At 49.5% G+C, this 14,471-nt stretch carries 11 protein-coding genes and 1 pseudogene; 2 read left to right on the plus strand and 10 right to left on the minus strand.

Annotated features, from left to right (window positions below; all coding sequences use genetic code 11):
- Together aceE and ampD are read right to left on the minus strand one after the other, a co-directional pair.
- Positions 1–1,139: pseudogene (gene aceE / locus CR46_RS17850) on the minus strand (pyruvate dehydrogenase (acetyl-transferring), homodimeric type); the annotation flags it as partial.
- Between the two features lie 423 nt (positions 1,140–1,562).
- Positions 1,563–2,129: a 1,6-anhydro-N-acetylmuramyl-L-alanine amidase AmpD gene (ampD, locus tag CR46_RS0114375; RefSeq protein WP_030074058.1), complete on the minus strand. Its 567-nt coding sequence runs from the start codon at positions 2,127–2,129 to the stop codon at positions 1,563–1,565.
- Positions 2,130–2,212: 83 nt separating this feature from the next.
- On the opposite strand from ampD, the gene nadC reads away from it, so the two are divergent.
- Positions 2,213–3,067 (plus strand): carboxylating nicotinate-nucleotide diphosphorylase, encoded by an 855-nt coding sequence (nadC, locus tag CR46_RS0114380; protein WP_030074060.1) that lies wholly within the window; start codon positions 2,213–2,215, stop codon positions 3,065–3,067.
- A 5-nt stretch (positions 3,068–3,072) separates the two neighbouring features.
- On the opposite strand, the gene CR46_RS0114385 is transcribed toward nadC, so the two are convergent.
- Positions 3,073–3,606: a GNAT family N-acetyltransferase gene (locus tag CR46_RS0114385; RefSeq protein ID WP_030074062.1), complete on the minus strand. Its 534-nt coding sequence runs from the start codon at positions 3,604–3,606 to the stop codon at positions 3,073–3,075.
- Positions 3,607–3,772: 166 nt separating this feature from the next.
- Here CR46_RS0114385 and tsaA point away from each other — a divergent pair, with 166 nt between their 5' ends.
- A complete protein-coding gene (tsaA, locus tag CR46_RS0114390; protein ID WP_030074064.1) occupies positions 3,773–4,504 on the plus strand; it encodes a tRNA (N6-threonylcarbamoyladenosine(37)-N6)-methyltransferase TrmO in 732 nt (243 codons plus the stop codon).
- A gap of 7 nt (positions 4,505–4,511) precedes the next feature.
- Here the strand turns inward: tsaA and CR46_RS0114395 are convergent, their stop codons facing one another.
- From CR46_RS0114395 to CR46_RS0114425, 7 genes are all read right to left on the minus strand, one after another.
- Positions 4,512–6,824, minus strand: a complete 2,313-nt coding sequence (locus CR46_RS0114395; RefSeq protein WP_030074065.1) for a CHASE2 domain-containing protein — start codon at positions 6,822–6,824, stop codon at positions 4,512–4,514.
- Positions 6,811–8,142: a FecR family protein gene (locus CR46_RS0114400; RefSeq protein ID WP_030074066.1), complete on the minus strand. Its 1,332-nt coding sequence runs from the start codon at positions 8,140–8,142 to the stop codon at positions 6,811–6,813. Before CR46_RS0114400 ends, CR46_RS0114395 begins: the two co-directional genes overlap by 14 nt.
- 84 nt (positions 8,143–8,226) lie before the next feature.
- Complete coding sequence (locus tag CR46_RS0114405) at positions 8,227–9,144, minus strand: SH3 domain-containing protein (protein ID WP_030074069.1); 918 nt, start codon at positions 9,142–9,144, stop codon at positions 8,227–8,229.
- Positions 9,145–9,228: 84 nt separating this feature from the next.
- Positions 9,229–9,594, minus strand: coding sequence for a DUF6447 family protein (locus CR46_RS0114410; protein WP_232222396.1), 366 nt, complete (start codon positions 9,592–9,594; stop codon positions 9,229–9,231).
- Between the two features lie 72 nt (positions 9,595–9,666).
- Positions 9,667–10,113, minus strand: coding sequence for a hypothetical protein (locus CR46_RS0114415; RefSeq protein WP_030074072.1), 447 nt, complete (start codon positions 10,111–10,113; stop codon positions 9,667–9,669).
- A 99-nt stretch (positions 10,114–10,212) separates the two neighbouring features.
- A complete protein-coding gene (locus tag CR46_RS0114420) occupies positions 10,213–11,046 on the minus strand; it encodes an OmpA family protein (protein WP_156963074.1) in 834 nt (277 codons plus the stop codon).
- An 11-nt stretch (positions 11,047–11,057) separates the two neighbouring features.
- Positions 11,058–14,471, minus strand: a 3,414-nt coding sequence (locus CR46_RS0114425; protein WP_030074075.1) for a YadA-like family protein, incomplete at its 5' end; no start/stop codon positions are given.

Here is a 14,471-nt window from a genome sequence, read left to right on the forward strand (position 1 = left end):
GTCTGGTTGACCGCTTCATGGTAGGCCGCATAGACCTTGAACGGATCGTGACCACCGCGGTTGAGCTTCCAGATGTCTTCGTCAGACAGGTCGTTGACCATCGCTTCGGTTTCAGGGTACTTGCCGAAGAAGTGCTCACGGGTGTAGGAACCGCCGTTAGCCTTGTAGTTCTGGTACTCACCGTCGACCGCTTCATCCATGCGTTTTTGCAGGATGCCTTTCTTGTCCTTCTCGAACAGCGGGTCCCAGTGACGTCCCCAGACGACCTTGATGACGTTCCAACCGGCACCACGGAACACGCCTTCGAACTCGTCCATCACGCGGGAGTTACCGCGCACCGGACCGTCCAAGCGCTGCAGGTTGCAGTTGATGACGAAGATCAGGTTATCGAGGTTTTCACGTCCCGCCAGGGAAATCGCGCCCAAGGATTCCGGCTCATCACACTCGCCGTCGCCCATAAAGCACCAGATCTTACGGTCGTACATGTCTTTCAGCTCACGGTGATGCAGGTACTTCATCACGTGGGCTTGATAGATGGCCTGAATCGGGCCAAGACCCATAGACACCGTGGGGAACTGCCAGTAGTCCGGCATCAGCCACGGGTGCGGGTAGGAAGAGAGGCCATCGCCGTCGACTTCGCGACGGAATTTGTCCATCTGCTCTTCTGACAACCGGCCTTCCAGGTAAGAACGCGCGTAAATACCCGGGGCGACGTGGCCCTGGATGTAAATCAGGTCGCCTTCAAAATCGCCCTTGGGCGCGCGGAAGAAGTGGTTAAAGCCGACGTCGTAGAGCGTGGCCGACGACATAAAGCTGGCAATATGGCCGCCCAACCCGGGGTTGGCGCGGTTATTACGGATGACCTGAGCAATGGCGTTGTAACGGATCAACGACCGAATGCGGCGCTCCATAAACAGATCGCCGGGCATCGGTGCTTCACGATGCACAGGGATCGTATTCCGGTGCGGGGTTGTCACCGAGAAGGGCACCTTCATCCCGTCCCGGCGCAGGCGATCCGCCAGGCGGGTCATCAGGTAGCGGGCACGATCTTCGCCCTCACGATCCAGGACTGATTCCAGGGAATCCAACCATTCCGTGGTTTCGAGTGGATCGAGATCTTCTCTTGTCTCCAGACTCATAGAGGTCTCTCCGAATGACGATAAATGACAATTAGCCCCGCTACCCCTCAGGGCCTGGGGCGGCTGCGGTGTTATTTAGTCACCACTAGCCAATAAGATGTTGGCGCCAAAGCACCCTGCAGAAGTTTTCGTTCTACATTCAACAAGCTACGTTCTTTTTGATGTAGTAAAGCTACATAATTGTCATGAAAGTTAGCCTTTTGTATAGGCGAAGATACCGCAAAGTCATCACTCTGCCAATTCTAGAAAGCGCTAAAAGGCTATCGAAAACAAACTATTGCACCGCAACATAATGAACATTGTATACTTTAGATGAACCTACTAACCGCCAAAAAATGTAGCTAAACTACCGTTTTATTTACTTACGACTTAAGCACTTAATTAGTTTTTTTAACTTTCTTAGGTGACTTAAGTACCCTAGGACTACCTGCTTAATTCTTGGTAATAATAAGCCCAATCAAAAGCTGGGCCTGGGTCGGTTTTACGCAGAGGTGCCACATGCGCATGGCTTGTGATACGCGTTTTATCCAGCAGTGGATAGCGTGCGATCAACCACTGGGTCACGGCTACCAGCGCCTGATACTGTGCGCGGGTAAACGGCGTCTCATCATCGCCCTCTAATTCGATTCCGACCGAAAAATCATTGAGAGCTGTGCGCAATATCTGCTGATACGGGTCTAACCATGATGAACGCCCGGCATGCCAGGCACGTTGATTCGTGTCAACAAATTGAACGCAGTGGCCATCGCGGCGAATCAGAAAGTGTGCCGACACCCTAAGGTGGGCAATCTCAGCAAAAAAAGGATGCTCTTTTGACTTTAACTGGTTAGTAAACAGCGCCTCAATGGCGTCACCGCTAAACTGACCTGGTGGCAAGCTAATTGCGTGGATAAGTAACAGCGACACCTCTCCATGGGGACGCTGATCATGATTGGGCGATATCACTTGTCTTGCTGTTGACCACTGGCCGTCACAAATTTCACTTTTCATTACACGCACGCTCTCCTCTACGTTGGCGTTCTCTTTCACTATAATGCTTATCACATTTGTTGACGCCCAGAGAAAGCAACACCATGCATTACGAAACCGCTCTTGCCGAAGAAGTCCGTGCTAGCGCCGCCCGCCTGTTGGCTGAGGATGTTGGGCCTGGCGATATTACCGCACAGTTGATTCCCGAAAATCAGTGGGCAACTGCTAACATTATTACCCGCGAGCCAGCGGTGCTGTGTGGCGTTGCCTGGGTAGACGAAATTTTTCGTCGCTTGGACAACCGCGTGACACTGCGCTGGCAAGCTGCTGATGGCGATCGCCTGGAAGCAGACCAGTGTTTTTTAGCGTTAGAAGGGCCTGCGCGTAGCCTTTTGACCGGAGAGCGGGCCGCGCTAAACGTACTACAAACATTGTCCGCCACTGCAACCGCAACGCGTCACTACGTTGATTTAATCGAGGGCACCGGCGTTCGTTTACTCGACACCCGTAAAACACTGCCGGGCATGCGCCTAGCCCAAAAGTACGCGGTAACTTGCGGCGGTGGCCATAACCACCGTATTGGCTTATGGGATGCTTTTTTGATTAAAGAGAACCATATAGCTGCCTGCGGCGGCATTCAGGCTGCTGTATCTCAAGCGCGCAAGCTAGCAAGCGACCTTCCCGTCGAAGTAGAAGTTGAAACGTTTGAAGAACTCGATCAAGCATTGGCGGCAGGTGCAGACATTATCATGCTTGATAATTTCGCTTTGGAAGATCTATACGTTGCTGTCGAAATAAACGGCGGGCGATCAACCCTAGAAGCCTCTGGCAACGTCGATGCCACTACGTTAAAAGCGATTGCAAACACTGGCGTTAACTGCATCTCCAGCGGCGCGCTCACCAAAGATGTAGCATCGATTGATCTTTCAATGCGTATTACTAAAACTTACAACGTCTAATGGCGCTAGGTTTCGATGGCGCTGAGCTCTTTGACGAGGCGATAGCGCTTTAATCGTTCTCCACTGCGCTCTACCCACTGCTCGCCGAGGTTTTTAAAGCCTCGGCGAAGCAGGCGTTCGTAAAGCATGGTACTTGCCTCAATTTCGACACGAGAAACTCCCTCTTCCAGCAGCAGACGCTCAGCATGAATAAGCAGCGTCGTGCCAATGCCGCGACCTGCTAAAGAGGGCCATACATAAAGCGTCTCGATACGCCTAGCAGCAACATCTAGCTCTAAAAAACCGACACATCTCCCATCGCAGCTTGCAACTAGAGTCGTATAAAGCGCTTGACGAGCAGCCCAAGCACTGGCCTCTCGAGGTAGAGCATTGGCCCATGCATGTCGCTCTTCCACACCATAATGGGTAGCCGCTCCCTGCATAACGGCATGATAAAATACTTCGGCTTGGTCAGCGGCATCCCGAACAAGCCCAGCACGGTAGGTGATTCTTGGCGTACTGGGCGTAGGCGCTGCTGTGATCACGTCAGTATTAAGCATCTGTTACCTCTAAGCTGTTTATTGCTGGCCTACTTTAAGCACTGATTTACGTACATTTTTATGCACTGAACCACCACACACGTATGGCTTCTATCACTTCGCAATGTATGTCTAGATAGACTCTTTGCTTTATACTTTTATCTTAATTGGATACACAAGGTATATGATGCGCAATACACCTCTCAATGAGTCATTTGCCCTCACCCCCCTAGGCTACATCGAAAGTGACTATCCTGATAAGTTTGGCGTGCCCCGCCAGCCAGGGCTTGCGACAGCAGCAAAAGCCACGCTAGTCCTAACACCGCCGTTTAATTCACCGCTGTGTGTAAGAGGGTTGGAGGCATTTAGCCACTTATGGCTCAGTTTTATTTTTCATCGCAGCCCGCAGGAATGGTCCCCTTTAGTACGTCCGCCTCGGCTGGGTGGCAATAAGAAAACCGGGGTATTCGCTAGCCGTAGCACACACCGGCCTAATCGCTTGGGGCTGTCGCTTGTTGAGTTGGTGGATATTAATACACAGGGTGGGGTTTGCTTACTTTTAAAAGGCGCCGATCTAGTCACTGGAACTCCGGTAGTAGATATCAAACCATACTTACCATGGGCCGAAGCGCTCCCCGATGCACGTTCAGGCTTTGCGCCAGAACCGCCTTCCGTTTATCCCGTCGAGTTTTCAATAGCTGCAAACAGTACGCTCAAGCAGCACTCTGATGCTGATGGGCTTCGGCAACTGATCGTCCAAGTGGTAGGCCAAGATCCTCGACCTGCTTACCACAGCAATGGGCTGTCACGAGAGTACGGCATGCAGTTAAGAGACGTGAATATTCGTTTTCAAAGCCGGCAACTCACGGATAATACAGCCATTATGTTTATCATCGACATTCAGAATATAGACGTTTAACACCATCTCAATCGACGCAGACAGGCAGTGTCAATGTAAAAGTACTTCCTTTTCCCAGCTCACTTTCACACTTTACTGTACCATGATGCTTCGTGACGACTGTTTTAACTAATGCCAGACCCAAACCATGCCCGCTAGCAACATTTCCTTCATCACTACGCTGATAATCATCAAAAATGCTATCAATATTCTGAGCTGAAATTCCAACGCCATTATCAGATATTATTAATACAACACTCTCACCTTCTCTGTAAAGACGTACACTAACAGAACCATAAGGATGCGTATATTTAACAGCATTCTCTATAACATTAAAGACCGCTCTTGCAAGATAGCTTTTATCTCCAATTACAGGCAAACCATCATCACCCTGCAAATCATTTAACAACTTAATTTTTTTCATTTTTGCAATAGGCTGCACTTGATCCAACACTTCAATAACGACATATTCAAATAATAAAAACTGCTTATTCAGGTCGAATGACCTAGCTCGATTCAAACTAATAAAATCGTTAATCATATCAAGCCCTGTCGTGAGACACTGACCTAACCCTTCATAGAAATCAGCTTGTGACATTGCGGAGCTAGGGTCTTTTTGTGCATCTAAAAGCGCTAACGCTCTAGCTTGAGGTGCTTTCATATCATGCGATAAAAAGCTCAGCATACTAGAGCGCTGAGCCTCCGCATCAACCTCACTGGTCAAATCCACCATCCATATTAACCAACCGCCCGCCACACTATTCGCAGTAGTCGTTAACTCATCCATTTCCAGACGATAAGTACGGCCTTGTTGATCGGTACACAACCCGCTAACTTTAACATTAGTGAATTCATTAGTACCTTTTGGGCGGGGTGGCCAAAATGACGCAAAAGCATTTTCGTTTTCAAAGTTAAGTATTTTCGGAAGATCGCCAATGTGGCTAATAGCTCTCTGATTACTCTCCCAGCAAACTTGTTGAGCTTTTCTATTTGCTAGCAAAACTTCGCCTTGTTTATTAAGTACAAAAATGGCAAGAGGTAGAGAGTTTACCGCGTCAAGAATAAATCTACGCCCTTCAACAATACGCCCTAAAGCAAACTCTAGCGCCCTGGACTGCTGTTGCAGCTTACCACCTTCTCCAGGCGGTAAAGTAGGTTCTTGAAATGGCAAAATAGAAGGCTCTTGATAGAGCTTTTCAAGCCCCCGTTTAAACCACGCCAATAGCGCCGACTGGCTCTGCCAGACAATAAGAACGAAAGCAACGCCAAGGGTTATCAAACTAGCGGAGGGCGGCCACCACCACCTAAAACTCAGCGCTAGGATAGAGGAAAGAAGAACACATATACCCAAAGCAATAACGATGACCAATAAATAACGAAAATGAAACCACCACGCTAGTAACATGAGAAAAAGAATAGGAGCAACTGACAAAAAGGCCCCCACCCGGCTCTCAACATTTCTGATATAACTATTATCTCTTAACGCATCAAGCAGATGCGCATGTATTTCAACGCCTGGCATTAACCCCGTTGGCAATAAAGAAACACTATAGCGATCACCTAAGCCTGCAGCGGTCATACCAACTAATACGGTGCGGTCACGTAGTAGTGAAGCAGGGACATATCCCATCAGAACATCACTATAAGAAACAGTAGGATAAGTACCTTCCGGTCCCTTAAACGGTATTCTAACAGTATTATGCGGCCACCGACGGAAAGAAACGTCTTTACTATCCTGATGCGTCTTTTCAACTAATAGAGCCATTAGCTGTGGCCATGTTTCTCCCCGGCGCATTTCAACAAGATTAACCGAGCGTGCTGTACCATCATCGTCAATGCTCACATTAATATGCCCCACCCCTTTTGCTGCCGCTAATAATGGGGAGGAAGGCATTAAAATATCGCGCATCCCGTATTCGGAAATATGCTCAGACAGAAGGGCAATAGGTATATAGACATTTCCATTATGCCGCATTGCCTCAGCCAGTAACGTATCTTCTTCAGGAAAACGACTAGGCTCAATGAGGAGAACATCAAGCACAATAGTCTTAACATCAGCTTCGTCTAGCCGCTGAATGAGCTTTGCGTGTACATCTCTAGACCAAGGCCAACGCCCTAGTGCATGTAGGCTTGGCTCATCAATCGCAACAATCAAAATATCTGAAGAGGGTGGAGTGACGTGCCTCGACAGCCACGTATCATAAAAAAAATTATCGAACAGTAAAGGAGACAAACTATAAACACAAAAAGCAATGGGCAGTAATAAGCCGCCCATTGCACACCATGTCAGCATTAACCGACGGCGTAATGCTTTAGAAAGGCTACCGCTAACTTGAGTCATTTAGCGTTCCCGTATCTATCACCTCTGAGATACCCGTCAGGTTGTCTGTACCGACCACTCGCCAGTAAATATCGTTTGCAGGTAAACGACTTACCCGTAACGGCCCATTGTGCTGTGATACATGATCTAATAGTACTCTGTTAAATTCGCTATCAGCGGCTAGTTGTAAACGATAACTTGTCTGCGCTTGATGAGACCACTCGAATAACCATTGGCTGCCCTCTTGATGCCCCTCACTACTTTCCCTAATAACGGCTACATGACGGTCATTATGATGCACAACAAAGAAAGCGCTACGGCCCTCAATACCTAATCTATCAACCGCAGATAAACGCAAATGATAAAACCCCGGCTGAAGCCCTGTGAAACGCAGCTGTCCATCCAGTGATCGCTGGTCACGAAGTATGTTTAAAAAGTGAGGATCTTTTGCTATTTGCGCTCGATAAGTGACATTTTGGCTTGGATATAAGACTTCAATCTGCACATCGTCAAGAAGCAGCGAGGTAATCCTTACCTCTTCGGGCGGTGGTAGAAGTTGAACAACCTGGACATCGCCACCGATACCAATACGTGCGCCTTCACCGTTATCTACTGCAGCTTGTTCAACACCAACTCGGCTTTGAGCGGTAACTTGACCATCGTAGACAGAGGTTAATAACGTATTATCTTCATAGCGCGCTTGAAAATGCGTACCGCGGACGCCTAAAAAACCGGTCTTTGTTTCTATGGTGTAAGCTCGGCCTGGCGAGCGCTGTGTTGGCACATAAGACTCAACCTCCCCTTCCTCTAACCGAAACGTGATACCTCGCTCACCTTCTCGTTGTAAGACAACTCGCGAGTTTGAAGGTAAAACAGCTCTGGCACCATCACGCATTTGCAAAGTGATAGATCCCGCTCCAGTTTGCACCACATCGCCGACATTAACCGTATCGCCATTTTGTAATGTAAATTGATTATCCCCTTCAATCAGCCATGCTTCACCTGCACGATAAAGCACTGTTAATGGAAAAGGATCAGAGGTTCCAAGATCAACCAGCGTATTTGGCAGTAGCTGTGTGGGCTGTGCGATAGCATTTAGCTGCTGTAAGTGAGGCCACTTATCCGGCGTGCCATAGTAACGTTCAGAAATATCCCACAACGTGTCACCAGGAACTACACGGTAATAATCGTTAGATACCTCAGCCGCATTGGCGGCTGTTCCCACAAGCACTGCAATGCTTGCCAGCACCACATAATGTGTCAAAGAAACTTCGACCCGCTTGAAGCAATGTACCAATATGCTAATTAGTTGCCCATGCAGACTGTAGTTGCTCTTCATAACCCCACCATCCCTTTTTTACATCGGCATACCCACTTCGTATAGTTATTCTTTAACAGAAGTTCTATTGCCGAACGCCCATCGTTACTCAATGAGCGTATTAGATACCCAGCCTAATGTAGGTAAGCCATTATCCTGAAAATAAACTTGGCTCCACCCATCCATACTCCCCAGCACATAGACGGATGTACCTCTTGTCAACGATGCAATACGATCAAAGTTAGTGCTTGCTCCGCTACGAATATTGACGCTAGACCCCACTATTTTTTTCTCTTCTAAGTTAGGCAAGCTAGCTTCGATGTTCTCTCTCGCGACATCATTTCCACCTTGAGCTGCCATAACGAACCAGAAAACTGCCCAGGCATGATTTCGCTCTACCCCTTGCCCTCTGGCATGCATCGCACCGAGATTATTTTGTGCAAAAGGGTCGTTCTGTTTGGCAGCCTGCTCATACCACTCGAAGGCACGGGTGAAGCTTTGTTCTACGCCACGTCCTGTTTCATAAAGGCTACCAATATTATTTTGTGCTGCCACATGCCCCTGTTCAGCGGCTAGTTCAAACCAGCGCGCGGCAATACTAGAGTCAGCGTCAACGCCTTCACCTTCTAAGTACAATAGGCCTAGCTGAAACTGTGCTGCTGCACTTCCTGATGTCGCTGCTCTTTCAAACCATTGAGCGGCTGAGCTAGGCTCACCTTCAAGACGTCCAAGCAAGTAAAGTTCTGCCAGCCTGACCTGTGCATCTGCTAGGCCATTATCCGCCGCAAGCCGATACCATTTATAAGCTTCATCTATACTAGCGCCTACTCCCTGGCCGCGCTCAAACATCATACCTAATGCAAACTGGGAGTCTGCGTTACCTCGCTCTGCCGCCGTCCGCCACTCGTGGATAGCCGAGGCATAATGGCCACGCTGGTACTCTTGCAGTCCCGCCTCATAATTGGCACTGGCCAGCGCGCTCGCCCCTAAGAAAACAAAACCAACCAAGGGTAACCATTTCATATTAGGCTCTTCCTTCACAAAAGCCCGGTAGGCTTTCGCCTACCGGGCATTCAACGGTGCAGTGTATTACGCCAGCGAAATAAGTTATTTCACTGGTGTCACCGTTTTGGTTACTTCTGCCAGTATGCGAGCATAAGTATTACGTGCTGTTTGGGTGATCGCTAGTTGATCTTGTAAACGCTGTAGTTCTTGATCAGTAACGCGCAGATTTTGTAACTGCTCGCGTCCCTGCTGCCCCAGACTTTCAAGGGTATATACTTGGCCATCAATAGTGATCGTTGGCGCTGATACTTGATCACCGACGGCAACAGCCGACTCACTTTCTGAATGACTCATTTCTTGTTCAGTAGCGTTTACTGCTTTTTCGATAGCATCTGCTGCTTTTTCAGTAGTGCTTGTTTTACTGGCGCTTCTGCTTTTTGCTGAAACGGTGGGACGCTGTTTGCTCATCAAAGTTTACCTCTATAGCTAAGTAGTTTCTCAAAACAACGTTAATAATTATTAATCGCTGCGTTACACGTTTTATTCAGCTGACTCTGTAGCCTCGTCACTGTCGAGTTCGACAGAGCCACTTGCTTCAATAGAGTCATCAACTTCGATAGTGTCACCGTTTTCAGGAGGTGTACCAATACGCTCGTGGGTCAATACACACAGCACACCTGTGAGAGTATGCTGAATATCAAAATTCGTATCACAGTAGAGTGCCATCGTGTTAAGTAGGCGGCTTTCAAGTATTAATGGGTTTTGCAGGTCAGTTTCATTAATTGCTAGCCTTGCCATAAATAAACTTCCAGCAGGACACTCTAACGCTTGCTCGTCACTGGCGGCCACACACACTGAGCTTTGGTCCACGGTGGGGAGAGAAGGTACCTCTTGAGGCTCGGCCATCACGCTCATACTAAACACAGCAAGGCTTACGGCCGTCACAACTGAGGCGGCGAAAGTAGCAATGTAACCAACATACTTCATTATCAAGTGTCCTATTTTTAAGTTTCTTAAGGGGGGCATTAATCCCCCCTGTTTTCACATGCATGTTTTACTTAGCAGTAAAACCATTTAGCCACACAACTATTGAGCAGTTTCTGTCACCGTAATTTCTACACGCCTATTCGGCCTTAAACACTCAGTAACACTTGGTATTGCAGTTCTACCGGGGCACTCTACAACAGGGTCTGCCATACCACGCCCTGCTGTCATAACACTTGAGCGACTGATCCCTTGGTTAACCATACGCTCCCCGACTGTCTCAGCACGAGAATTAGATAGTGCTAAGTTATAAGCCTCACTACCAAAGCGGTCGGTATAACCGATAATCAGTATATTAGGGCTTACAAAATCCTCATTAATCGTTTGGGTGACCATATCTACAACACGACGGCCTTCTAAGGTTAATTTATCACTATCAAAATCAAATAATACATCACCCGATAGTGTTAACTTTTCTTGTCGTGGCTCGGTGGCAACTTCTTCTACTTCAATCGGCACTAACAGAGCGGGACACTGAGCATCTCGCCAACGCGTGCTTTCTAACGCCATATCGTCGTCATAATGCACTTGGTATTGGCATGTAATGTAATCCTGACCATTACCCGTATAGAGGTTAAAGACGTAGTTCCATTCGCGAACCCCAAAGAACCCTTCTGCATAATGGGGGTTACCGATTAACTGGCGCACCTGATCCTTTGTTTGACTTTCCCTGATACGTAGGATGCTTTCAGGGTCAACGAACTTACCCCCGTCATACCAGTTACCTGCCAGTGCAGGAAAGCCATCGCCTGCCTCGCGTAGCTCAGTACGGTCGTTGTTGGGTGGACTGGCACAGCCCGCCAACATGAGAACGCCGGCCATACTGGCGGCCCCAAGGGCCGCCTTTTTCATCATCTTATTACGAAGATTTCTCACGTCGTTCTCCTTTACCAATGCCAGCCAGCGCCAATGCCTGCGCCGAAGTTGCTTTGCGAGTCGCCGGTGATCTTACCTTGGATAATCCAACGGCCATTATCAGAGAGGCGCGACACACCTACCGAGATAGCAGACTCACCGCCATAGGTACCTGCACCAACCCCTATCATGCTCTTACCAGGCATCCAGGCTTGCGGCACAGTTGACGCCGCGATTGCGCTGGCAGAGCCGGCATTAGCATTACGTTCAACGCTATCAATACGGCCATGCACGTTGTTGATCTCGTTAGTGAAGCGACGACCAAGCTCATTCATCTGGCCTACATTCACCGCGTCTGTTTCATTAATACCAGGGGCTACGTTGGTAATAGTGGTACCTTCTTCTCCTCTCAGTGTGATGGTGTTGTAATTCACATTGCCATCTTCGTCACGGTCGTAGTTCACCGCGCCACGCTGTACCGCTTCTAGCTGACGAACGTTAACTGCATCGGTAGCCTGGGTACCGCCCGCCACATTGGTAATCTGGCGCTCGTTACCGGCACTACCTACAGAAACAGCCCCTTGGGTAGACGCCACCGCTTCATTAGAGAAGCGCTCGCGCTCACCATTCATACCTTCACGGTCTGCAACAGATCCTGCACCTAGTGCAACGCTACCTTCCGTATTGGCCTGGGCGCCGGCACCAGAGGCAACGCTACGGTCACCCGCAGCAACACTGCTTGGCCCCATCGCAATGCTGTCAGCGCCTTGCGGGTTGGCAGCAGGTCCTTCACTGTTAGCGCGGAAGTACTTAGAGCCACCCTGCTCAATGTTGGTGATTTGATTACTCACCTCCCACAGCTGGCTACCATTCACCGCATCCATGCTGTCTTTGGTGACATCACCCGGTGCTACATTAGTAATGGTGGTGCCGTTGTCGCCCGCTAGGGTAATGGTGCTGTAATCAACGCTGTTATCGTCGTTGCGGTCATATTTCACCGCTCGGTCATCCAGATCCGCCAAGTCGTTGGTGATATTACTGATATCGCCTTCAACGTTGGTAACGCGGCTGTCTAACGCGCCGACCGCTTGATTAGTGGCATAAAGCTGGCTGCCATTAATTGCATCGGTACTTTCGGCAGAAATCCGACCTGCCGCCACGTTAGTCACAGTGCGCTCGTTACCCTCACTTCCCACACTGACCGTTGACACCACACCTTCACCAGCACCGGCAAACTGATACGTTGTGCCTGCAATAACTACCGAGGTCGTGCGTACAGTGTCGGCAGTCACAGACCCTTCACCTAACGCCACGCTACCTTGATGCGATGCCACTGCCTGATAACCCAGAGCCAGCGCACGGTCGGCGGCAGCGCGTGCTTCGTAACCGACTGCCGTTGAGCCTTGCCCTTGAGCAAAAGCATCACTGACACTCAACCCACGATCATTGGTGCGCACATAACGAATACCCAGGCCATTGTCAGTAACGTATTCATTACTAATATCGCCAGTCACGTTCGTCACGATGCTTTCCAACTGATACAGCTGAGAGCCGTTGATCGCATCTTTACTATCAGCCGATACGTCACCATCAGCCATATTGGTGATTTTGTTATCACCCATGCTGATGCCATCAGCACTGATCACCGGGCCACTATCACCGACGCTAATGCTGTTACCGATCTCCAGGTCATCATTCAGCGCTAGTGCTAATGTTTGTTTATCAGTCAGTTTGGTAACGATATTGCGGTTACCCTTTTCATCTGCTTCACCCACGATATCTAGACGCTCACCGAGGCGGCGCTGGGTATCTTCACCTTCGTCAGCACCGAAGGTCAGCGGATTAGTAGCAATTAACTGATCACCCGCGTTGTCAACATAGTCTTTGTTAACAACTTGGTTACCTTCGGTGATGCCCTCTGGCGCGATGTTGTAGGTGACTTGATCACCGTTCACTACGAAACGATCGCCCAGTTTGGTCTCACCCGTGACAGTGAGGTTATTGCTGGTGATGTTTTCTAGCCCCGTCAGGTTATTGGCTAGCTGTACCTTCAGGCCGCCTTCACCATTGTGAGTGATGCCGATGTTGTTTTCGCTCAACTCACCCGTTGCACCACCCGTTAGGCTCAGCGTTTCGTTAAGGTTACGAAGAACCGATACCTCATCATCGCCCTCAAAGATCAAACCATCACTCAGTGTTGCAATCGTTTCTTCGATAGGGTTGCCATCCGCATCATCTCTGATGTAGGCAATACGAGAGAGGCCATCTTCACCATCAATACCCCGCGAGCCCGTTGCTCCATCAATACCGTAGAACGACAGGCCGTTGTTACCATCATTGAGAACAACCGTGTCAAACGTTGGGTCCTTATCTATCATCACCATGAGGTTGCCCTCGGCATTCACAATGGTTTTGATGTTGTCAGCTGAGTAGGAGGCATCTGCTTTATCACCGTTGCCCAAAATACTAACCGTTTCACCCAGGCGTTTTTGGATGCTGTTAGTGTTACCTGCAAAGGTCAGCGGAGCATTGGCTTGATCACTCACCGCCTGCAGTTGACTTCCGTTGATCGCATCCGTGCTCGTCGCACTCACCTCGCCTGGCGCCACGTTGGTAATCGTTTGATTACCCGCGTCAATGCCTCCGATAGTGATGCTCGGCGTATTGGCCACCTGACTACCAGTTCCATCAATGAACTGAGCACCAATGTCATTGATGGTGAAGAACGTATCACCAGTAATGTCACCGAAGGTGGCGCTATTTAGGCCAGTAAGATCTCTGGCCAGGGCAACGGTGATATTGTTACCGTCGACCTGCGTCATGATGTTCTGGCCTTCGTCGAACGCTGACCAATCGGTATTGCCTACAGCACCAGTGATATCGACCTGGGTATTCAGCTTGGCATTGTGGACATCGCCGTCATTCGCGCCGAATTTCAGGCCGTCGTTCAGCGTGGCGACTTCCTGGTCGTCATAAACGATGCGGGTAATGCTTTCACCGTCGACACCATCGCTGCCATTCGTACCGTCAATACCAATCGTGGTGCTGCCAGCCGGACCAGTCAGGCCGATTGTGCCGTCTTTGCCGTTAAGCACAACGCTGGAGCCGTCTTTGCCATTAACACCGATAGTGCCGTCGACGCCGTCTTGGCCTGCTTGACCAACGCTTAGGTTATTGCCCAGGGCGAAGTCGATGGCGTTATCGCTCACCGTGGTGATGATGCTGCCATCGTCACTGGTGTAGGCAACGGTCTCGCCCAGCTGGACGTTGTCGTCGGCACCGTTATCCGCGGCAATGTTGAAGCCTTGGTTGGCAATCGCTTCGACGTCATTCAGCTGATCGACATTCACTGCATCCGTGCCGTCTGTGCCCGGGGCGAGGTTGGTGATCTTCGTATCACCCATGTCGATGCCGCCGTTGTTGATCGTCGGGCCATCGGTAATCGC

It is taken from the genome of Vreelandella neptunia (assembly GCF_000712975.1).
GTDB lineage: Bacteria > Pseudomonadota > Gammaproteobacteria > Pseudomonadales > Halomonadaceae > Vreelandella > Vreelandella qaidamensis.

What these genes read in the sequence shown, in the direction of transcription:
- ampD (WP_030074058.1), bottom strand. Translation starts at nt 2,129, where the DNA reads ATGAAAAGTGAAATTTGTGACGGCCAGTGGTCAACAGCAAGACAAGTG.
- nadC (WP_030074060.1), top strand. Translation starts at nt 2,213, where the DNA reads ATGCATTACGAAACCGCTCTTGCCGAAGAAGTCCGTGCTAGCGCCGCC.
- CR46_RS0114385 (WP_030074062.1), bottom strand. Translation starts at nt 3,606, where the DNA reads ATGCTTAATACTGACGTGATCACAGCAGCGCCTACGCCCAGTACGCCA.
- tsaA (WP_030074064.1), top strand. Translation starts at nt 3,773, where the DNA reads ATGCGCAATACACCTCTCAATGAGTCATTTGCCCTCACCCCCCTAGGC.
- CR46_RS0114395 (WP_030074065.1), bottom strand. Translation starts at nt 6,824, where the DNA reads ATGACTCAAGTTAGCGGTAGCCTTTCTAAAGCATTACGCCGTCGGTTA.
- CR46_RS0114400 (WP_030074066.1), bottom strand. Translation starts at nt 8,142, where the DNA reads ATGAAGAGCAACTACAGTCTGCATGGGCAACTAATTAGCATATTGGTA.
- CR46_RS0114405 (WP_030074069.1), bottom strand. Translation starts at nt 9,144, where the DNA reads ATGAAATGGTTACCCTTGGTTGGTTTTGTTTTCTTAGGGGCGAGCGCG.
- CR46_RS0114410 (WP_232222396.1), bottom strand. Translation starts at nt 9,594, where the DNA reads ATGAGCAAACAGCGTCCCACCGTTTCAGCAAAAAGCAGAAGCGCCAGT.
- CR46_RS0114415 (WP_030074072.1), bottom strand. Translation starts at nt 10,113, where the DNA reads ATGAAGTATGTTGGTTACATTGCTACTTTCGCCGCCTCAGTTGTGACG.